Annotated in this window: 16 protein-coding genes; 6 read left to right on the forward strand and 10 right to left on the reverse strand. The window is 42.0% G+C overall.

The window, feature by feature from the left end; genetic code table 11:
- Positions 1-152 precede the first annotated feature (152 nt).
- The gene (locus QWZ17_RS03740) at positions 153-2993 is read right to left on the reverse strand and encodes an outer membrane beta-barrel protein (RefSeq protein WP_290303588.1); all 2841 of its coding nucleotides are present in this window, start codon (positions 2991-2993) and stop codon (positions 153-155) included.
- Between the two features lie 329 nt (positions 2994-3322).
- On the opposite strand from QWZ17_RS03740, the gene QWZ17_RS03745 reads away from it, so the two are divergent.
- From QWZ17_RS03745 to QWZ17_RS03765, 5 genes are all read left to right on the forward strand, one after another.
- Positions 3323-4393, forward strand: coding sequence for a sensor histidine kinase (locus QWZ17_RS03745; protein WP_290303590.1), 1071 nt, complete (start codon positions 3323-3325; stop codon positions 4391-4393).
- Positions 4390-5142 (forward strand): LytR/AlgR family response regulator transcription factor, encoded by a 753-nt coding sequence (locus QWZ17_RS03750; protein WP_290303591.1) that lies wholly within the window; start codon positions 4390-4392, stop codon positions 5140-5142. Before QWZ17_RS03745 ends, QWZ17_RS03750 begins: the two co-directional genes overlap by 4 nt.
- Before the next feature lie 246 nt (positions 5143-5388).
- The gene (locus QWZ17_RS03755) at positions 5389-6786 is read left to right on the forward strand and encodes an ATP-binding protein (protein WP_290303592.1); all 1398 of its coding nucleotides are present in this window, start codon (positions 5389-5391) and stop codon (positions 6784-6786) included.
- A 43-nt stretch (positions 6787-6829) separates the two neighbouring features.
- Positions 6830-8491, forward strand: coding sequence for a response regulator (locus QWZ17_RS03760; protein WP_290303593.1), 1662 nt, complete (start codon positions 6830-6832; stop codon positions 8489-8491).
- 5 nt (positions 8492-8496) lie between these two features.
- On the forward strand, positions 8497-8769 hold the full coding sequence (locus QWZ17_RS03765; protein WP_290303594.1) for a UBP-type zinc finger domain-containing protein: 273 nt from the start codon (positions 8497-8499) through the stop codon (positions 8767-8769).
- A gap of 291 nt (positions 8770-9060) precedes the next feature.
- Here QWZ17_RS03765 and QWZ17_RS03770 read toward each other — a convergent pair whose 3' ends face one another.
- The 8 genes from QWZ17_RS03770 to QWZ17_RS03805 all read right to left on the reverse strand — a co-directional run bounded on the left by QWZ17_RS03770 (position 9061) and on the right by QWZ17_RS03805 (position 18751).
- Positions 9061-9492, reverse strand: a complete 432-nt coding sequence (locus QWZ17_RS03770) for a DoxX family protein (protein WP_290303595.1) — start codon at positions 9490-9492, stop codon at positions 9061-9063.
- A gap of 181 nt (positions 9493-9673) precedes the next feature.
- On the reverse strand, positions 9674-10672 hold the full coding sequence (locus QWZ17_RS03775; RefSeq protein WP_290303596.1) for a sugar phosphate isomerase/epimerase family protein: 999 nt from the start codon (positions 10670-10672) through the stop codon (positions 9674-9676).
- An 82-nt stretch (positions 10673-10754) separates the two neighbouring features.
- Entirely contained in the window at positions 10755-11261 is a 507-nt protein-coding gene (locus tag QWZ17_RS03780; RefSeq protein ID WP_290303598.1) for a hypothetical protein, read from the reverse strand.
- Positions 11262-11278: 17 nt separating this feature from the next.
- A complete protein-coding gene (locus QWZ17_RS03785) occupies positions 11279-13477 on the reverse strand; it encodes a penicillin acylase family protein (protein ID WP_290303599.1) in 2199 nt (732 codons plus the stop codon).
- Between the two features lie 560 nt (positions 13478-14037).
- Positions 14038-15135: a DUF3810 domain-containing protein gene (locus tag QWZ17_RS03790; protein ID WP_290303601.1), complete on the reverse strand. Its 1098-nt coding sequence runs from the start codon at positions 15133-15135 to the stop codon at positions 14038-14040.
- Between the two features lie 129 nt (positions 15136-15264).
- The gene (locus tag QWZ17_RS03795) at positions 15265-15783 is read right to left on the reverse strand and encodes a DUF2911 domain-containing protein (protein WP_290303602.1); all 519 of its coding nucleotides are present in this window, start codon (positions 15781-15783) and stop codon (positions 15265-15267) included.
- A gap of 259 nt (positions 15784-16042) precedes the next feature.
- Complete coding sequence (locus QWZ17_RS03800; RefSeq protein WP_290303603.1) at positions 16043-18442, reverse strand: carboxypeptidase regulatory-like domain-containing protein; 2400 nt, start codon at positions 18440-18442, stop codon at positions 16043-16045.
- Between the two features lie 93 nt (positions 18443-18535).
- Positions 18536-18751, reverse strand: coding sequence for a hypothetical protein (locus QWZ17_RS03805; RefSeq protein WP_290303604.1), 216 nt, complete (start codon positions 18749-18751; stop codon positions 18536-18538).
- A 293-nt stretch (positions 18752-19044) separates the two neighbouring features.
- On the opposite strand from QWZ17_RS03805, the gene QWZ17_RS03810 reads away from it, so the two are divergent.
- Positions 19045-19674: a DUF47 domain-containing protein gene (locus QWZ17_RS03810; protein WP_290303605.1), complete on the forward strand. Its 630-nt coding sequence runs from the start codon at positions 19045-19047 to the stop codon at positions 19672-19674.
- Positions 19675-19818: 144 nt separating this feature from the next.
- On the opposite strand, the gene QWZ17_RS03815 is transcribed toward QWZ17_RS03810, so the two are convergent.
- A complete protein-coding gene (locus QWZ17_RS03815; protein ID WP_290303606.1) occupies positions 19819-22314 on the reverse strand; it encodes a TonB-dependent receptor domain-containing protein in 2496 nt (831 codons plus the stop codon).
- Between the last annotated feature and the right edge of the window lie 74 nt (positions 22315-22388).

The following is a 22388-nucleotide window of genomic DNA, read 5'->3' on the forward strand; positions in this document are numbered from 1 at the left end:
CTGATTGCAGAATAAATTTTACAACTAAAAAAGCGTCCCGGTATCTCACCCCCGGGACGCTCTGTTATCGGCCTGAACCAACAACATCAACTAAATCCAGATCAATCTCACCTGATCTTTTCATGTCATCTTTCTCAAGGACGACAAGCTCTTTAAAAACCTCCCGGCGGCGGCGGGCCGCCCGGACCAGGACCACCAGGGCCACCCGGACCACCAGGCCCCATATTTGGTTTTTTACCCGCAAACTTTTGCAGCTTAAGCGTAAAGCTTAATAAATAATACCTCCCCAAACGGTTAACATTGCTTTGTGTAATGTAACTGCCGCTTTGCGTGCTGGTATAACCGGTGTTTTGGTTAAACACATCCATTGCCGATAAGCGGATAGTTGCTGCATTGCCCGCTAAAAACCTGCGTTCGATGTAAGTATTCAATATATTTGGATTGGTTGCACCCTTGTAACCGTAATAAAACATTTTTGAGTAATCATAACTTACTGTCCAATCTTTCCATAGATAGTTTTTGCCATTAATACCCAGGTTAAGGGAGCTAAAATTGTTATTGATATTGGCATTGCTAAGCGAATTGTTTGATTTGTTTACCGCGTATGTTGTACTTGCTTCGGCATCTACCACATTTTCAATGCTTAATCTAAATTTCACTCCCTGCGACAGTACCAGGTTTTTAGCTATGTTTTTCTCTGTAGTCATGGCGTAACTGGCAGAATCAACATTACTGATATAAGAGATGTTATTATTGTAGGCAACGTTGCCTATAAAGAATAAATTATATTTCCTTTTATCCCATGGTTTGGCAAACACATAAAAACCCTGTGCCGAATAATAGCCATCGGCATTTAAATACTGGGTTAAAATACTACCGGCCAGTTTGCTGTTGGGCGTATAAGTTTTAGGATAGGTAATGGTATTGGCGACTATCTTATTATCGGTAGTGGTGAATGATAAATTGCTGAAGAACACGTTACCAGTGGCAAAATCAAACTTATTGTATCTTATCGACAAGTTGTTATTAAACTCCGGTTTCAAATCGGGGTTACCTTGTATTGGGTATGATGCATTGCTGAAATCGGTAACAGGCTGCAACTCGGTATAAGTAGGCTGGTTACTGGCCCCGTTGTAATTTAAACTTAACGATTGATTGCGCGAGAAGTTGTAAATAAACCTGGCATTAGGCGCCAAATTAAAGGTGCTGATATCTGTTGACGTATTGTTCAAAACCGAGCGTCCCCTTAAAACACTTGGTTGAGCTACCACACCTAACGTGTAATTATATTTTTTATCGATAAAGCGAAAGTTCAACCCAAACCTGTTGGTGATAAAAGTTGAATTATAGTTATTGCTCAACAGGCTGTAGTAATCTTTGTTGATGCCATCGGCATTCAATGTATCAGTAAGCTTATCAGCCGTGGTATAGGCGTAGTGATAAGCATAGGTAGCCTCCAGGTAGCTTTTTTTGCCCAAAGGCTCCAGGTATGATACACTGGTACCCAAACTATCTGTACGGCTGTTGGTATTGATGAATTGATTCAATGGCGCGTTAGCAGCACCATCAATATAAGTATAAACCGGGTTTTGATATTTATTAATACTGTATGACCCTGCTCCTACATTGATACTAAAGTTACGGCCATGCGTTTTAAAGCGGTGGTTAAACAAAATATTGGCGCCGTAATTGGGTTCGCTTTGGTTGCTGGCCGTTACAAAATTGTAGTTTGATACCGTTTCGGAATTATTAACCAGTAAACTGCTACCAGTTTGCGTGGTATTTACCTTTGCATAAGCGTAGGTAGGCGTAATTTTTATATAGTTAACCGTATCGGGTTTTATTTCGATGTTAAAATTAAAGCGATGGTTTAGCTTTTCGTCGTTTTGAGTACTATTATTGGTATTGGTACTGGGGTTGGTTGATGATATATTGTTTTGGATAGTTTTGCTAACCGTATATACCGAATTATCTGCAAAGCTATAGCTACCATAAGCGGTTACCTTTTTACCCCAGCTATCGCGGTAGTTAAAACCAAATGATCGCGCGGTGGTAATGCCGTTAGTACTGCTGCTGTTACCACCCGGAGGCCCGCCCGGTCCACCGCCCCTGGGGCCGCCGCCGCCAAAGGTAAACAGGTTGGTATTGGTATTATTAAGGTTACCCAAAAATGCCAGCTGCCTATCGCCATTGAAACTAAACACGTTGGCCGATGCCACGTACCTGCCATCATCTTTACCGGCCACGCTTGGTATATCGTCTTTACCGCCGCCCACGCTGGCCTGGCCAAAGTAACCATAGTTTTTACTTTGTTTAATGGTAATATTCAGAATTTTGTCCGGTTCACCGCTTTTGATGCCGGTTAAATTAGCCTGGTCGCCATAATCGTCAATGACCTGTATATTTTGAACTATATCTGCAGGTAGGTTTTTAGTAGCCGATTTTACGTCGCCTCCAAAAAAATCTTTACCGTTTACCCGCACTTTGGTAACGCTTTTACCTTGCGCGGTAATGTTACCATCTTTATCAACATCAACACCGGGCAGTTTTTTAATCACATCCTCTACAGGCGCGTTATCGCGTACTGGATAAGCGGCGGCGTTAAACTCTACAGTATCTTCCTTAAGCTTTATTGGGTTGGCATCCGTAACGGTTACCGTGTTTAACATATACGTATCATTTTTAAGGATGATAGGTTTTAACAATACCGGCGTATTGGCGTTATCTAAATTAAAGCGCCTCCTTAAACCCTGGTAACCTATGGAGTTTAGCACCAGGCTAAATTGGTTTACCTTCACGTTGCTAAACATAAAGCTGCCGTTGCTATCGGTAATTAAAGTGGTACTATCGGTGCCGGTTAAAATTTTCACGGTGGTGCCCGGTAAGGTCACACCGGTAGAATCTTTTACAACGCCCTTAATTTGCCTGCCCGTTTGAGCAAAGCCGGTAATGTTGATAAATAGTGTGATGGCTAAAAGGTATACGGTTTTCATTGAATGCGTTTAATTATTGACGCAAAACAATAGTTTACCTATCAACCTAAAAAACGCAATAGACCGGGGCTATATAAATGTAGATAAAAGCCTGTTTTTAACCTATAAATGCCTTTGTTTATGACCCGAGCAGCCCAAATATCTGTTTAAAGATTGATATCAACCCTCCGTCGGTAAGTTTTTGCTTTTGAGCGATTTTGATTGATAATAACATAAATTGATTTGTAATATTGATCGCTGAAATTCAAAACCACAGTAGTTTTGGAGCATAAAATAAAAAACATAAATAGTCATGATTCTCGTATCTTGACTGCTGATTATTAACTGAGATGAGCCTTAAATCTAAAAGTAGCACCGTTACTATACTTATCCATGTATTAACCTGGCTGGTGCTGGGCTTTGTACTTTTTGGATATCAGCCCCTAACCATGAATGTGGAGCTGCCTTACCAATTCTGGATAAAGCAAACCCTTATTTTCAGCATGCTGGTTGGCGCATTTTATCTTAATTCAGAAGCGTTTGTACCAAGATATTTGTTAAAGAACCGCACCGGTATGTACTTTTTATGCGTTATTATACTCATTGGGGCTATTTACTTTTTAGATGCTTTGTTTGAACGCAGCCTTGACCTGCACCGCCTAATGGATGCCGCTTTTCATAAACACGGGCCTCCAAAACATGGCGAAAAAAATCATTTTTACGATTTCGCTTTGCTATTTATCATGGCCCTGGTTTTAGGGATCAGCACCAGTATAACATCTATCCAAAAATGGCAGGGGGATGCCCGGGTTCGCGAGGCATTGGAGCAGGATAAGATCAGTTCAGAACTATCGTTTTTAAAAGCGCAGATTAATCCGCACTTCTTTTTTAATACGCTGAATAATATCTACGCCTTAACGCACATAAATGCCGATACATCGCGCAAAGCCATTCACCAACTATCGCGTATGATGCGCTATGTACTATATGATACTCAGCACGGTACAGCGTTATTAAGCCAGGAGATAGCATTTATTAAAGACTATATCAGCCTGATGCAACTGCGCCTTACAGATAAAGTTACCGTAACTTTTGATACGCCCGAAACGGTAAGCGATATGACCGTAGCGCCAATGATTTTTTTGCCCTTTGTTGAAAATGCTTTTAAACACGGCATCAGCGCTACGTTACCCAGCAATATCCTCATCAGTGTACAGCAACAGGCCGAAAACCTGGAACTACGGGTAGAAAACTCCATTTATAAAGATAGCAACCCCAACCTGGAAGAAAACAAAGGCATCGGCCTAACCAATACCTTGCGCCGGCTTGATTTATTGTATGCCGGCAAATACACGCTGGATATTAAAGAAGATGCTGATACCAACACTTATAAAGTTCACTTAACCCTCAACCTGTCATGATATTAAATTGTATAGCCGTTGATGATGAGCCACTGGCCCTGGGCCTGGTTTGCGCTTTTATTGAACAAACTCCGTTTTTAAAGCTAACCGGACGTTATAGCAGCGCGGTAGAAGCCTTGGTTGGTTTACAGGATCAAAAAGTAGATTTGATATTCCTTGACATCCAGATGCCCAATTTAAACGGCATTGAGCTGGCGCGGGTACTGGATAGTCGCGGAGCGAACAAGCCACGCATTATTTTTACCACAGCCTACAACCAATTCGCACTGGAAGGTTATAAGGTAGATGCTTTGGATTACCTGCTTAAGCCCTTCAATTACGAAGAGTTTTTGCACGCTGCCAATAAAGCTTTAAGTTATGCTGAACTGTTGCAACGCTCTGCCAACCCCGCTCCTGCCGTTGCCGCACAAGAAGAAAGCAGAATTGAAGATGATTACCTATTTTTAAAGATAGAATATCAACTGGTGCGTATTGCTCTTAAAGACATTTTGTACATCGAGGGACTAAAAGACTACGTAAAAATTTACCTGCAAAGTGCCGAAAAGCCCTTGCTATCGCTCACCAGCCTCAAAGCGCTTGAAGAAAAATTACCAGCCAAACGTTTTATGCGCGTACATCGCTCATTCATTGTATCGCTTGATAAAATTAACTCCATTACCCGCAATGCCCTGCAGATAGGCAAAATCAACATCACCGTTGGCGATCAGTATAAGGAAGCTTTCGGGGTGTTTTTGAGTAAGTGGGTGTAAAATTCTGAATCAGAATTTACAGAATTTAAGGATTAACAGAATAACAGGCAGTAACTAATTCTGTAACCTAAAGGGCTTCGTTCTGTACCGAATATATAACTCGTTTTTCATTCTGAATATTCTTAAATTCTAAAAATTCTGATTCAGACAGTTTTCCTCTTGTCATTTTTTCGCCCTACTTTGCTGTGCGGGTCATTGCCCTGTGCTTTTTTTTTGCTATTGAATAATTATCCCTAATTTTATTTCATGAAGGCTACTGTTTCCTGGTTAAAGTCCCTTGAAGTTTTAGAGAATGTTCCGGAAGATCAGCTGCAATGGCTGATAGATATATGTGAAGAGCGCTATTTTCAGGATGGCGAGATGCTGAATCAACCGGGTTGGCCTATGACAGGGCCGCACGTTATTATAGAAGGCCATATGCGGTTTTATATGCTGCAAGGTGCCGGCCGGCGCGATTTTGTGGATGCCGGGCCAGGAAGCATCACGGGTTATATGCCTTTTTCGCGCGGCTTGGTTTCAAAAGGATACGCGCAAGCCGTTGGCGATGTGCATGTACTAAGCTTCCCTACCGACCGGATTAACGAAATGATTAAAGGTCATTTTGAACTTACCCAGGCATTGGTTCATATCATGACCAACCGGGTACGCGATTTTACGGCCCTGCAGCAGCAAAACGAAAAGATGATGGCCCTTGGTAAACTATCGGCCGGGTTGGCGCATGAGCTTAACAATCCTGCTTCGGCCATTGTACGCGATTCTACTACATTGAGTAAACATTTGCGTTTGGTTCCCGATTCGCTCAAAAGCATATTCACCCTAAAAATGAACGAAGAACAGGTAGAAGGTGTAACCAACGAAATGTTTAAAGTTTTAGATGCCCGTGATAATGTACGTTTAAGCCTTAAACAACGTACCCATCTGGAAGACGAGATAGCTGAGTGGTTAGATGAAAATGAAGTTGAAAATGCTTATGATATAGCCGAAAGTTTTGTTGATTTTAAATTTAATATCAGCAATTTTAACGCGTTAAAAAGTCATATCCCAAAGCAGTTCCTATCAACCATTTTAAATTGGATGAGCAGCAAGCTTGTGGCCGAAAAGATGATTGAAGATATCCAGGAATCATCAAAACGCATTGCCGAACTGGTAAGTTCTGTTAAAACTTTTACCCATATGGACCGGGGCCAGGACAAGCAATATGCCGATATTCACATCGGTATCCTGAATACCCTTACCATGCTGGGTTACAAAATTAAAAAAGGCAACGTATCTGTAATTGAAGATTTTGACCGCACCCTGCCCGAAGTAAAAGCCCTTATTGGCGAACTTAACCAGGTGTGGACCAACCTGATTGATAACGCGCTTGACGCCATGGCACCATCGGGCAAAGGCACATTAACTATTAAAACCCGGCGCGACCGCGAGTTTGTTGAAGTGTTTATTGTTGACGATGGTCCCGGTATTCCGCCCGAGATTCAGAGCCAGGTGTTTGATCCGTTTTTTACCACAAAAGAAATGGGCAAAGGTACCGGCATGGGGCTTGAGGTAGTGCAGCGCATTGTTAAACAACACCGCGGATCAATTAAAATGAAATCGCAGCCTGGCCTTACTGTTTTTAGCGTTTGTTTCCTGATTGATGGTTAACAAATATTTTTTATTATTTAAACTTTACCTGTAACACGCCCCTATGAGCCGACCTATAATATTTTCCATTGATGATGACCCGCAAGTACTACGGTCCATCAGCCGCGACATCCGGTCGCAGTATGGTAAAGAGTACAAAATACTAAGCACAACATCGGCAAACGAAGCCCTGGATACCCTTACCGAATTAAAAAACGGATCGGACGTGGTGGCTTTGTTTTTATGTGATCAGCGCATGCCCGAAATGGAGGGCGTTAAGTTTCTGGAGCAGGCCAAAAGAATTTATCCTGATGCCAAACGCGTACTTTTAACCGCCTATTCTGATACCGAAGCCGCCATCAAAGCCATTAACGATGTGCAGCTTGATTACTATCTCATGAAACCATGGGACCCGCCCGAAGAAAAGCTGTTCCCGGTACTGAATGATATGTTGGAGGACTGGCAAAATAATTACGTGCCCGAATTTGTGGGCATTAAAGTAGTTGGTTACCAGTTTTCGCCTCAATCGCACATTATCAAAGACTACCTTGCAGGTAACCTTATCCCCTACCGCTGGCTGGATATTGAACGCAATGTTGACGCGGCCGGCATACTGGCCTTAAATAAGCTTACTGTTGATTGCCTGCCTACCGTTTTCTTTGAGGATGGCAGCTATCTGCAAAAACCAACTATACAAGGCATTGCAGCCAAGCTGGAGAAAAACCCGCAAACGCTTACCGATGTTTATGACGTGGTAATTATAGGTGCAGGCCCGGCCGGCCTTGCTGCCGCGGTTTACGGCGCATCTGAGGGTTTAAAAACCCTGCTTATTGAACGTAAAGCGCCGGGCGGACAAGCTGGTACCAGTTCGCGTATTGAAAATTACCTGGGTTTCCCGGCAGGTCTGAGTGGTGCCGATCTTACCCGGCGCGCCATAAGCCAGGCGATGCGTTTAGGGGCCGAATTTTTGTCGCCACAATCGGTAAGTGATATCAAACAAAAAGATGGCTATAAAACCATTATATTGGATGATGGCCCCGAGATTATTAGCCGTACGGTAGTGATTACCACCGGGGTTGATTACCGTAAACTGGAGGTTAAAGGCGTTGAAAACTTTACAGGTGCCGGTATTTATTACGGCGCGGCCACTACCGAAGCTTCGGCCTGTATTGGTAAAGATGTATATGTAATTGGCGGCGGCAACTCTGCAGGCCAGGCAGCCATGCACCTTTCAAAATACGCAAACAAGGTGCATATAGTAATTCGCCGGGAAGATCTGGTGGCTACCATGTCGGCCTACCTCATTACACAGATCAGCGAAACGCCGAATATTGAAGTTATACCCGATACCGAAATTACCGAAGCGCATGGTGGCAACTGCCTTGAAAAGCTAACGCTTAAAAACTGCAAAACTCAGGAAACCGTTACCAATAAAGCAGCGGCCCTATACATCTTCATCGGCGCGAAACCTTATACCGATTGGATAAAGCTGGATATCATTAAAAACAATAAAGACTTTATTGAAACAGGCCGCGATTTGCGGGCTTATGATAGCTTTCAAAAAATATGGAAGTTAAAACGCGATCCGTTTTTATTGGAAACCAGCTGCTCGGGCATCTTCGCGGCGGGCGATGTACGCGCCGGGGCCATGAACCGTGTGGCATCTGCCGTAGGCGAAGGTTCAATGGCTATTAGTTTTGTACACAAATATTTAGCAGAAAATTAATAACGATGCAAAACGATGAAACTTGCCAGCACCTGGCAGCCGTAACCGATATTAAACAACCACAAGACTATCTTTGCGAAGAGTGCATTAAAACGCACTCCTCCTGGATGCACCTGCGTACCTGCCAAACCTGCGGTGTAACGCTGTGTTGCGATAGTTCGCCCAATACCCACATGACCAAACACTTCCATGCGACGGAGCACCCCGTAGTGATCTCTGCCGAACCCGGCGAACGCTGGCTATGGTGCTATGTAGATAAAGTAGCGCAGGGGTACTGATTTGGGATATCGGATGTTCAATTTCGGATTTCAGATTTTTTTTCTGAACCGGGATTAAACAGATTTATGAGATTATACAGGATTTTCTTTCGCATGAAAATCAAATCCAAAAAATCCGATAAATCTGTTTAATCCCAGTTCAGAAATAATCCTAAAATCAAAAAATCAATCTGCATATCTGCACATTTGAAACGGCGAAGCCCTCAACGAAGTTAATCGCACATCAAAAAATCTTGATACTTGATACTTGATACTTGATACTTGATACTAACTACTTGATACTCCCCGCCCCTACTCCTCCAAATATTTATCCAACGATATCGGTCCGGAACCTAAGACAGTGAAAATAACCAGCAGTACCAGGGCCACGTATGATGGCCATGCTTCGGTATTTATAGGCTCGCGGAAAAAGCCGGTGAGAAACACCGCGGCAAATACGATAGGAATTTGTACAATGCAGCCTAAACGGGTTAAAATGCCAAGGGCAATAAGGATACCGCCAACCATGTGCGCAAACGTTACATAATACACCAAAATCATCAATACATCTGGCGATAGAATTACAAAATTCTGGCTTTCAATCATATTGCGAAGGAATGCCGTGTTATCCATAAACGCTACACCTTTCAGCAATAAAAACACGCCAAGCGCAATGCGTACCAAATCAATAGCTTTAGGGTGATGAGTATCGCCCCAGCGTTCAATTTTATGAACTAAGTTCATGACGGCCTCCTTTTTTTAGAAGTTAAATTGGTTTTAAACAACCGGCGGCTTTATTGGGTTAAAGAGGCCAGTCACTATATATAAATATAGTAACAAACTTGTTATAAAAGCAAATTGTTTTGCCAGAATTGAAGCGAAAAAATTTTCAAAGTCAATTTTTAGATGATATCATAAAAACCTTTTAAAGCCCATTATAGGCCAGCCATTTCCGCAACGTGAGCAAATCTTTTTGTACAGCCGTTGTAAAAGCTTCTTTGCTTATAGTAAGCTTTTTTGCTCCGTCTTGCGCACCGCCCAAATCGTACTCACAATGCAGGCTCATGGGGCCGCCAATGCCTTGTTGCTTTAATATACCAAAATATTTTTTAAAATCAACCATGCCTTCGCCCAAAGGCACACTTTTTACCTGCCACTTGCCATCCTTTTTATCCCAATAAAAATCTTTTACGTTGATGGTTTTAATATTGGGTACCAACAACTGCATTGATGTTGCCCAGGTATCCGCCCCCTCGGTAGTAGCATGACGGATATCATACTGGCAGCCGATCAAATTAGGGTCAAGCCCTTCCAACCCCAGCCAAAGATCCCATACCGATGCGCCAAACAATTCGCCCGAGTGGTTTTGATAAGCCCCGTGCATGCCATATTCTGTATTAAGCTGGGCCAGGGCCGCAAATTGCTTGTTAACAGCTTTCAGGTTTTCAAGAATGGTTATGCTTTTGTTATAATCAAACCAGGCGGTACGGTAATACTTGATTCCTAATGCCGATGCTGCTTTTAAAATATCACGCGCGTATGGCTCATCCGGCGATTTAATATTGGTTACTATGGTATAAACTTTTAGGCCTGCCTTTTCAACGGCTGCCACAGCTTTAGGGAGATCTGTAGCCACGTTTTGCGGCAGTACATGCCCATCGGGCCGCACGGTTAGGTCAACCCCGTCAAAACCCATCCGGGCGGCCAGGTTAGCCATATCGGTATAATTTAACCAGTGCAGGTGTTTGGAAAAAATGCTTACTTTAATTTTGTCGGCCGCAGATAAGCTATTATCAATAATATGGCGGCGATTTTCGGGCAGATGCGTTAACAATTCTTTACCCGATGCCTTTACCCCTAAGGTTAAACCGGCAGCGGCCATAGCCGTGGTTGCAATAAACTTTTTGCGACTGATATTTTCCATAAGCTTTAGATAATTGGTATGGCAATATACCAAAGCTTAGCGGCATCCCAAGCGGAAAGTTAAAGATCGGGGCTGGTTTTATTTAATCAAAGCCCAGGTATTCCTTTTGTTTTATCTGTACAAACCCATAGGTATTATCCCTGGCGATAAGCATTTCGATATGATAAAAATCGTTATCGAACTGGTAGATATTGTTTTTTACGTCGGCCCCCTGAAAACGCATATGAATGCCGGCCCTTTTGGCCTGTGATATCAGGTTAAATACATGTAAGGGGGTTCCTGTTTTATAACTCACGGTACGTAAAATAGCACCGCTGCTTAACTTAACAGCCTGGCCAATATCTACCGACTCCTCTTTTTTATCGGCAGTAAGCTTGTTTAAACGCTCAACTGTGTTTCCATCTACCTCCTGGGTATATTCTCTTTTGAAGCCTTTTGAAAGCACCAGGTAATTATGTGCCTCGGGATTTGCAAGGGTTGTTAAATTAGTAAGATCGTTAACAGTGATGCTTTGGGCAAACAGGTTAACCGAGCCAAAACAACATAAAGCTATAAACAGGTATTTCTTCATCATTTTTAAGGTATTCAAATATACTTTTTTAAATATCACTTTTCGCCGCCGGGGTGATAGGTTTTTTGAACATGCTTCAACACATCCTCCTTATAAAACAAAACATCTTTAAACTTACCGTCAATAATACCCCGGGCCTGGTCGCTAAAGTTTTTTGATAAGGGGTCAAATGATTCACCGCCCGTCATGATACTTTTAGCTTTTACCCTGGGCCCAAACTCAACTGCCGCTAAAAAACTGTTGCCAGAGTAGCCGTAGCGCTTATTGGTATTAACCGTTCTGCTCTGAAAAGATGGCAACTGCCCAAAACCTGATCCGGTTGCCCCAACCGGGATGCTGGGTAATTTATCATCAAATGTTATGCCATCGGCAGGGCGCTGGTAGCGATTCATATCGCCCCATTTAACCTGCCAGGTACCAAAACGGCTCTGCAGGTTTTGTATCACAGCGGCAAGCAAACTTAATTGCTGGTTACCCGGAATTGCTTGTGCAAGTGTTTTTACGCGCTGGGTGATAAAAGTACCCTCCTGCTCTGTTTTAGGAGGGGGCAATAATTTAAACATTAAGGTTCCCCATTCAATAGCCAAACTGCTGGCTACAGAATTTACGGCTGTACGCTTATCCCAGGCCTGCAAAACTTTAACAGGCTCGGCAAGCGAAGCTTTTACAGAGTCGGGCGCTTCATTATAAGCTTTAAATAAGGGTGGCAGCAAATCATCAAAGGCGGCCAGGTAATGATCATAGCCTTTGGCAATCAGCCCGTCTATAGTTAAATGGTTAGCATCTTTTAGTACGTTGATGGCAGTGACAGCACGATAGTTTTCACCATCGGGAGCCATGTAAACCGGGTATTTGCTTTTATCGGGACTACTTGCTCCCGCCCCTGTAAATGGCGTTGAATTGCAGTTTTGAATCCAGCCGGACGCCGGGTTAGTTATGGTAACAATTTCTTTTAAGGGATGTACGCCCTGCCACTCCGTTGCCGATGTACTGCCGTCAACGGGGAGGCTAAAATCATATTTGGGGTTACGTTTGGGGATAAAATTACCATACCAAAAAATAGTATTACCCTTATCATCGGCATATACGGTAGCGTTAGTAGCGTTTGAAAGCAGGTCCATAGCCTTTTTATACTCGGCCAGGTTATTGGCTTTGGTAATTTGCCATGACTCCAACAGGGCGTTATAGGAGCGATTATTGGCCTTAAGCGCCAGCCACCTGCCATCGCGGCTACCCAATACCGGACCATGGTGCGTATAGTAAGCTAAAATAGTTTTCCGCTCGGTTTTATCGCCGGTTTTTATGTTGATGACCAGCTTACGTGTGGTAATAGGTTTTAAAGCGCCATCGTACTCATAATACCATTTGCCTTCTTTTTTGACCATCTTTTCGGCATACAAGTCGGCCACATCGGCGTAGCTACTGGTATGCATCCAGCCAAGGTGCGAATTAAAGCCCTGGTAAATAAAAAACTGCCCCCAGGTAACAGCGCCATAGGCATGCAAGCCTTCCTCGCTTACCAACTCCACCTCGCTACGAAAATAGAAAGGCACATGTGGATTAATATAAAGCAAAGCATGTCCCGATGCCGATTTTGACGGCGAAATAGCAAAGCCATTTGAGCCCGTTTCGCGCTCCTCAACAAACTCGTAAGCTTTAGCCGGGTGATTAATCACCGCGCCTATTTTCTCACCCCCATCGGCATAAAAGGCCTTGGTTTCATCAAGCTTAATGCCCCCTGTTTCGGTAGCTGCCACACTGCCATCAGTAAACATCAATGCATACCAGGGTTCAAAACGTTTAAATACTTTGGGTTTTACTTCGGGGTGTTTGTACAGGTAATAATTGATTCCATCGGCAAAGGCATCTAATAGCTTCTTAAAAGCCGGGGCGCTTGCTTTATAATCTTTGATGGCATCGGCACTATCAGCAATGAGTTGCAGTTGAATGTCTATCGCCAAACTATTTTCACCGTCAACTTCGGTCTGTCTGCCTAATTGATATAAGTAATTACGTTCGATACCTTTAAAATTATCCTCACATTGCGCGTACATCAGCCCAAAAACAACATCAGCATCTGTTTTACCATAAATATGCGGCACGCCATAATCATCACGAATGATAGTTACCGCTTTTGCCATTGCCTCGGCTCGCTCTATTTCCTTTGGGTTAAATAACTGAGCAAAAACAATAAACGGAGAAAATAATAAAATAAAAATTAAATAAATTTTCATGGTAACATTTTTTTTACCGAAACAAAAAACAAATTTAACACTACGGTTGTAATGCTATATTAATAATGTTGTGTAAATTTGACGCATTAAGCATAATATTTACATCTAACCTGCGTTTTCCTTCAATTATTCATAATTCGTAAAACTCAGCTTTAATTTCGGCCTTTAATGGGGCTTATACACAAAGTAATAAAATTTTTGTTTACTGGTTATTACAGCAGTAAATATATAAGAGCTTGGATACTTGTTTAACATGAGATCTGAGGTTTAGTTGATACAATATCATTTGAGACGTGATATTGCAGTGCGTTCCGGGGTGAGATACGGAACGCATTTTTTTTATGCTGCGCAGTCATTTGCGTTGCAGTCATTGGTCATTTCGCTGCGCTGTCATTGGTCATTAGTATATTGGTTTTAAACAATTGGAAATATTTAAAACAATTTGAAAAAAACAGTTTTGGACCAATGACCAATGACCAATGACCAATGACCAATGACCAATGACCAATGACCAATGACCAATGACCAATGACCAATGACCAATGACTAATGACTAATGACTAATGCCCAGTAAACCAATAAGCTTTATATTTCGCCATTACCAGCAGCACCATGCGGTTATAGGTACCCAGTCCCTGGGGTTGGTTGTTGGCTTTGAGGAAGTTATCGTAAAAAATACTGCTGATGGCGCTTAGCTTGTTTTCATAGTTTATCCAGTAGTCGCGCTCAATCACAAAATCCTGGTGTACCTGTTTAGATATCATGGCTTTAAGCTCTTTATGGGCTGTAGTATCCCGGCGACGGAGCGTGTGCATAAACTCGTCCACAGCAAGGTGATACGCCGAGTAACGTAACAACCTGTCTTTAGACTGAATGCCGATGACAAAACCGGCAAAATCGGCTTCATCTTCGGCCCCGTAACCAATCTGGTGCGACATTTCATGGCAGGCCACAAAAGGCCGGTTAAACACGGGCATGGCATAATTAATTTGCGCCTCTGATGTGAAAGGATTATAATAGCCCGACGTGCCTATATAATTCATGAAAAAGGTAAGCATTGATGGCTTAATACCCGGATGGAAAGCATTGAAACTGGCAGAATCTGCCGAGACGGCTTTTACGGCATTGATAGCCGTTTGATAAATAGTACTGTTGCTTTGGACCAGGTCGGCAGCAGTAACGCGGGCACGGCAGGCGTTGGCACTATCAATTAATAATTTGGTAACTGCTTTAAGATTGGCCGTAGTAAAAGCCGTATCGCGCAAATTAAGCCGGTCGGCAGCCGAGGGGCGAAAGTAGTTCATTCCCCAAAAAAGGTAAAACGCAAGAATACCAATCTGCATCCCTATCACCCAACCTAATAAAGCGGCAGCCGCCTTTTCAAATTGTTTTTTAAATAGCAATTTTATAATGCGAACTACACCCAGGATGATGGCGATTACAACTACGGCGTACAACACATCGCCAACACTAAAGGGAAATAGATTTAAAACGGGGTGAAAAACCCAGCAGATGAGTTTATAAAAACCACCGGAATAGTACCGTTCAACCAGTTTTGGATGATCGGCAAGTAACATGAGCAAAAAGATAGCCAGGGCCAGTAATAATATAATTATGATCCTTTTTAGTAATGGATTTTTACTGATGTACTTACGCATTAAGAAGTAAATATAAACTTATTAAAGTTTGTTTAACCGGCCCCATAATATGAGTGTGATGAAAGGAAAAGGCAACCTACAAAAAAAGCTCCGGTTAGGGAGCTTTCTTTGTAAAATGGGTTGATAAAATTATTTTACCGATACTGGTACTTCAACAGTATCCCATAATAAGGCAAAACCTTTTGCAGATACGGTGTAAACCAATCTTTCGTGTTTGGCGGCAGTTTTACCTTTTACAGTTACACGCAGGGCATCCTGTTTTTCGTCGTATTTAAAAGCGCCCCATTGTTTGGCCACTTTGTTAAAAATAACGGTCCATTCGCCACTTTCGGCTGGGATCAGGAAAAAGCCGTAAGTACCGGCTGCTAATTCTTTACCTTCTACTTTAATAGCTTTAGTGGTTGTAAAAGTAGTGGCTTCGTTAGCTCCCGCGCGCCATACTTTACCATAGGCCTCAAGACCGCCCCAAATTTTACGGCCTTTAACCGATGGGCTGCCATAGTTAATAGTAATTGTTGAGCCTGCAACTTTACCGCTAACGCTATCACGCGGACTTGCAATTGCTTTAGTTTGTGCCTGGGCAAATGTTACTGTTAAAAGCGCAAACGCGAAAAGCAAAGCAGCTTTAATTTTAAAAGATGTTTTCATAATAGTTCTCATGATTTTTGTTTGGTATAAATATAGGATGAAATTTATGTGAGTAGCAATTTGTTGTTTAAAATTAACACCATGCTTTTGTTTTTAAATTATAGTACTCACTAAAACACTTGATAAACAGTATTGTTATACTATCAGAAACACCGCATTGCAGTTAGGAATTGACCTTAAGGTTAAACGAGCCAAAAGGTTAAACAATTGTTGTGGTTTTTTTAACCCTTGCCTTACGGCAAGGGTTTTTTATTTGTTTTTACTCTACCTTATAATCATAAACTCCACGGCCAATATTGCCGTTTTCGTCAATCCCTTCTACCACAACTCTGTAATTGCCTTTGCCATCGGCATTAAAATAGTCAAAAGAGGCGCTTCCGTCTTTATCGGTAACCAGATCGGGGTTCCAGTAAATGGTGCTGCGCAAATCTGGCCGGGTATCCTGCACCGAACCGCCGTACGCCGGCGAATAAAAAGTACGCGCTTTATAAAAGCCTTTTGGAGCATAGGTTAGTAAACCGGGAGCCATAATATTGCTAACCGGCAAGGATTTATTTTTAATGGTTTTAATAACGATAACACCATTGGCACCTCTGACACCGTAAATCGTGGCATCGTTGTTTTTAAGCACTTTCACACTTTCCACATCACTTACATTAATATTATCAATGCTTGCGCCTTCATACATTTGTACATCGTCCAAAACTATCATCATTGGTCCGCCTTGTACAAAGCCGCCTGTTTTTTCGTTAAGATATGGTACGCCACTAATAAATTTCACTCCGTTTAACCTGCCCTCCAAACCCCGTACCATTGATCCCTGATCTTTAAGCTGACTATTATTGATGGTTTGTGATGCATGATCTGGCCCGATATAGCTTTTATCAGTTACAACAACTTCTTTCAACATTTTACCGCTTGCATCTGCCAAAAAAACTGGTTGCACTTTCCCATCTGATTTAAGCAACGTTGCTGTAAAATCAGATTCAGGGAAATTATTATCGGTGACAGATAATAAAGGAGGTTCATCTATGGCTATCAATACATCGCTTTTACCCGCGCTGGTTTTAGCCTGTATTACAAAGGGAGTTTTATCCTCATAAACCAGGTTAGGAAAAGTAAACCGACCCTTAGCATCGGTTGTTTGATTTAGCATATTACCGCCGCTTTTGGTCAACAGGGTTACGGTTCCGTTTTCAACAGGGCTGCCGTTCTTTAAGGTAACAGTCCCGGTAATATCAATTCCTTTTTCAACCGGTACATTTGATGCAGTGGCGGCCTCATCCGCGCCCAATAGCTGCTTCCACTCAAACCGGCGATAGCCTTGTGTAAGCATCAATACATCAAGATTAGCGCGGGTATCATTAGTAACATTGTTAAAGTAATAGTTAGGCTGCTCAATGATGCCCTTAAGCTCTGATGTAAGCAGCAGGTTGGAAAGTATGGTAGTTTCGGCATTTTCATTAACCGGAATTTTTTCGGCATCAATAACAGACGCAGAAAAATACCCGGTAACCGGTTTGTTATCTTTTTTGGCATTTAGGGCAATGTGTACCTTGCTCCTGGCGGTGTAAACTTGTTTATCAGATATGGTTTGAATATTGAGCAAATCATTATTCTGGATAAATGATAGCCGTTCGTTCATGGGCTCGCCGGTGTTTGAAAACAACGTTACCCTTACAATGCCCGTCTGAAAATCTTTTTTAGCCAGGTTAAGATCAAGCACCTGGCTGTCAAGCACCGTTTTTACAGACCGCACCGATCCGTTTGAATAAATAACCACGCTGATTTCCTTATTCTTATTTTCGAGAAAATAGGGTCGGCTGGCGTTAATTTCTATCAGTAACTTATCCGGGTTGTCGTTATTCACCAACAGTGTCATTCCCTTAACATCTGCTTTTGGCAAATCCACAGTAGCTTTTGTACCATCCGGATAGGTAAGCCTGGCTTTATAGGTACGGCCATCTACGGGGGTTATAAAAATAATGCCCATGCCCAGGTGTTTGGCTTCAAACTTAGTTACCTCGGTATTGAGGTTATCGACTACAACACCTTTAACATCCGCGCCTTTACCATGTTCGTCTATGGCTTTAAAGGCCAGTTTAGCAGGTATATCATCCACAAAAGTACCGCCTTCGGCAAAAAACTGGATGTCAAACTTATTGGTGCTTTTCGACGGCTTTTTAGTAAGCGTTTGGGTTTCGGGTACAGAACTGTTAACAATTACCGGCTGATCAAAAATATCAGGGTCGGCGTTATTAAGCATCCATTTGGTGTAGGCCCTTACGTGATAAGTTCCCTTAGGCAGATTTTTGGACAACGTAAAATCGCCCCATGATAAGCCGTTATTGGTTTGTAATTCGATACTTTTAACCAATGAATCGGCATTGTTTAAAAGATCGACATGCAAAATGCCGTTTAACTTTGAAAGCTGATGCTGTTCGCCAAGCGTGAGGTACGCTTTAAAATAAAGCGTATCGCCTGCATTAAATTGCGTTCTATCCAGGTGCAGGTAAACTTTTTCTGTTGCGTTTGTGGTTGATAGGGTTTGTAAACGCGCTACGATATCATCTAAAGAAATTGAAGTTTTAGCTGTTTGCGAAAAACCAGGTGTGTAAAAAAACAGTAAGCACAGGAGTGCCAATGTCACTTTTTTCATATAGGGAAAGGTTAGTAGAAGCGGTTTATAATTGGTGATTAAATATACCGTATTTCCCTGTATAAAAGCAAATTAAATAATTACTACTTATTATCAAATAGTCGACCTGCCTAATTCGGCCCCTTCCTTTATCTCCTCCCAGTACACAGTTTCAAGATAAATTCCGTTTTGAATAGCCACACGGGCCTTTACTTCCTGCAGTTGATTTTTGATCTCATCGGCATTGAGGTCGCTGCTTAGGGAGTGATAATAAATTGCATAACCAGTTTTACTGTTTATAAATTTATAATGTTTATCAGCGGGTTTCATGATGTGTTAACTTATATAATGATAATATACCTAAGTGGCTTATTGTTTTAGTATTAAACAAATGTTACAAGTATATTTTTTACCGCTTACTCAAAGTGTTAATGCTACACCATAGACATAAATAATTTAATAACCCTTAATTAACATTGACTTAACATTAGTGTGACTTTTGCCAACAAATTAATAGCTACATTTAGCTGCATAAATATTTACGTGCGGTAGGCGCTAATTACCTATCATACAAACATTTAATTTTAAGACGTTAAAAAAGCGATCATAAAAAATTCAAATCAATGTCGATATTTCCAAATTCTAACCAGGTTTTTTATGATTTATTTAACCGGGCCGTTGCAAATGCCTCCGAAATGGCAACTTTTCTTAACACTGCGGTAAACACTACAGACACTTACGAACAAAAATTTCAGTTTAACCATATTGATAAATTAAAGAACAAAAGTTACGAGATAACTCACCAGGTATTCACCGAATCGGGCCGTATGCTGATATCCCCTTTTCAACGCAAGGACATGTGCGATTTAGCTGCTGCCATTGATGACGTTGCCGATAGGATTGCCATGGCATCGCGCAGGATTAACCTCTATGATGTGCCAAAAATTACGCCTCCTATGATTAACCTGGCCGGGTTGATTCTAAAAACCGCAAAAGCGTTAGAAGAAGCCGTAAGAGCGATGAATAACCTGAGCAATTCGGCCCAGATATTTGAACTTTGCAACAACATTAAACAATTAGAATACCAGGCCGATACCGTTTACAACGAAGCCTTTGCCGATCTGTTGGCCAACGAAACCGACGCCATACAACTCATCAAATACACCGATGTATTTATGGCCATGGAAACTGCCACCGACAGTTGTGAAGATGCTACCCTGGTTATTGAAAGTATTTTGATTAAAAACGGGTAGCCTCACCCCGGCCCTCTCCAAAGGAGAGGGAGGTAAAAACGTAATAAAAAGCCTCATTTAATATTCTAAATGAGGCTTTTTATTACGTTAATTACGCATACAAATCAAAAGTCCTCTCCTTTGGAGAGGATTTAGGTGAGGCTCTTACCGCCCCTTATCTCCCGATCCATCATCAGGTTTACCTTCTCCATCGCCTTTGTTGTCACGGTCTTTTTTAAAGTCGAGCTTGCCGAATTTATAGCTTAGACTGATGCCGAATGACTGTATGGGCACATAACGAACGTTGGTTAAATTAAAGTTGCTGCCGTAAGTTGTGGATGTTTGGCTAACATATTTTGCAAACGGATTTGAAGCGGTTAAGTCTATACTGGCTTTTTTGTTCATGAACATTTTGCGCATGGCAAAGTTGTAAAACACAAACTTTGGCTGTGTTCCCTGTATCCCTTTTTGCGATGAGTTGTAGTTGCCAAAAAATTCGGCACTCAGGTTTTTAGCAAATTCGTATTGGGCGTTCAGGTTTAAACGATAGGCAAAACCGCTTACGCTCGGACTGCCCGGATTATTGCTTGTTCTATCGGCAAAAATCATGTTGGTTCGCAAACTGAAACTTTTAGTAACCGGCAACGACGCGTAAATATTGATACCTGCACGAACCTCTGACCCTAAATTATAACGCTGACTCAACGATACATTGGTATAAGTAGCGCCATTGATCCTTAACGTATCATAATAGGTGGTAAAACGCTGTATGTCATCTGTATTTTTACGGTAGAAAGCCGCTATATTAATGTTGGCCCCTTTTTCAAATGATTTATTGTAACCTAACTCAAAGTTATCGCCACGCTCGGGCTTTAAGTTAGGGTTACCTGTGCTGATGTTGTGCGGATCACTGATGTTAAGGAAAGGGTTTAATGAACCGTAATCCGGTCTTTCAATCCTGCGGGTGTAGCTTAGCTTCACTGATGAAGATTCGCTTAACTTGTGCGAAAACACCAGCGACGGCACCAGGATATTGTAGTTAGGAATATTAGCGCCCTTAAAGTCGGCAGTAGTTACGGTATACTCGTCTCTTAAACCGCCTTTGATATCTAAAAAGTTATTGAATACCGATGCCGTTAAGGAAAGGTAATAAGCGTAAATCTTACGGTCGTAAGTAAAGCCATAAGTTTGATCGCCATTGGGTACAAAATTTTTACCGCCCATCAGGCTATCGGTAACTACATTATTTTTAATGTTATTGAAATCCAGTTTAGCGCCGGTTTCTATGGTAAAATCTTTAGCTACCGGTTGTGTATAGTCAACAGAAATTTGGGTTTCCCTATCCTTACCAGGATTGGTATTTGACAGGCCGGTTGATTGTACGCCGATAGGTGAAAGATAATCTGTTCGCTGAAACGAGCTGAAGCTATTATTACCAAAGCTTGATGAGTATAATACATCCAGTTCCTGGCCCTCTTTTTCAAACGTTTTTTTATAGCTTAAGCTTACATCTGTTGAGGTGCCGTTGAATTTACTGCTTGAGTTACGGATGCTCGAAGTATCTGACATTAAACTACCGGCAGCATTTACCATGCGCTGATCCTGGTTAGTTACGCCGTTACCATGATTACCAAAATGATCAAAACCAATAGCAGCGGTAAGGTCATCATGTTTGCTGATGTTCCAGGTAAAGTTTAAGCCCGATTGATAACCGTTCCTCCTGAAATTATTACTTCCGTCCTGGAACAAAGTATTGGTATTGCCCGCGCCATCTGTAGATACCCGGTTTGTTGATGTTGGCGCATTACTGTTAATTTGCGCGTTACCGCTAAAAAACGCGTTAACACCAAAGTTACCCTTGCGCACATTTAAATTGAATGATCCGTTTTCGCGGCGGGTACCTGCCGATAGGTTAACGCTGCCGTTAACACCTTCTACCCGGCTATCTTTTAATATAATATTTACTATGCCACCAGTACCAGCAGCATCATACTTTGCACCCGGACTGGTAATTACCTCGATACTTTTAATCTGGCTGGCGGGGATACTGGCCAGTGCATCGGCCAAACTTGCCCCGAAGATGCTTGATGGCTTTCCATTTATTAAAAAGCGGATATTGGCATTGCCCTGTAACTCCACGTTACCATCAATATCAACAGTTATCTGCGGTACTTTTTTCAATATATCGATGGCTACACCGCCCTGCGCGCTCAGGTCGTTTTGAGGGTTGTAAACCATTTTATCAATCTTATTGGTAACCGTTGGTGCTTGCGCGGTAATAGTTACTCCTTTCAATTCTTTTGATAAAGAGGTTAACAGGATTTCGCCTAAATTTAAAGTACCGCCTGCTTTAACAATTACATGCTCAACAGTGGCACGCTGGTAGCCTAAAAAATCGGCTGTTACCTTATACTCACCGGCCGGCACCTGGTCTACAGTAAAATAACCTTTCGGATCGGTACTGATACCATTGAATGGCGACGTAGCGCCTTGTTTATAAACAGATATGGTAGCATAGTCAACGCCTTGTTTGGAGGTGGCGTCGGTAACCTTACCCGTAATTTTACCCTTGCCTGCAGGAGCCTGGGCGTGTACCTTTATAGCCAAAAAAACACTAAGAAATAATATAATCCTTACTTTCATCACTTTCGAAAACTTCATTTGCGGCGAAAATGAAAAGAAAGATTGGATTAATCCTGAATTATGGTGTGTTTGTTACATTAAGGTTAAATCAT

This window comes from Mucilaginibacter flavus, from assembly GCF_030409315.1.
GTDB classification, from domain to species: domain Bacteria; phylum Bacteroidota; class Bacteroidia; order Sphingobacteriales; family Sphingobacteriaceae; genus Mucilaginibacter; species Mucilaginibacter flavus.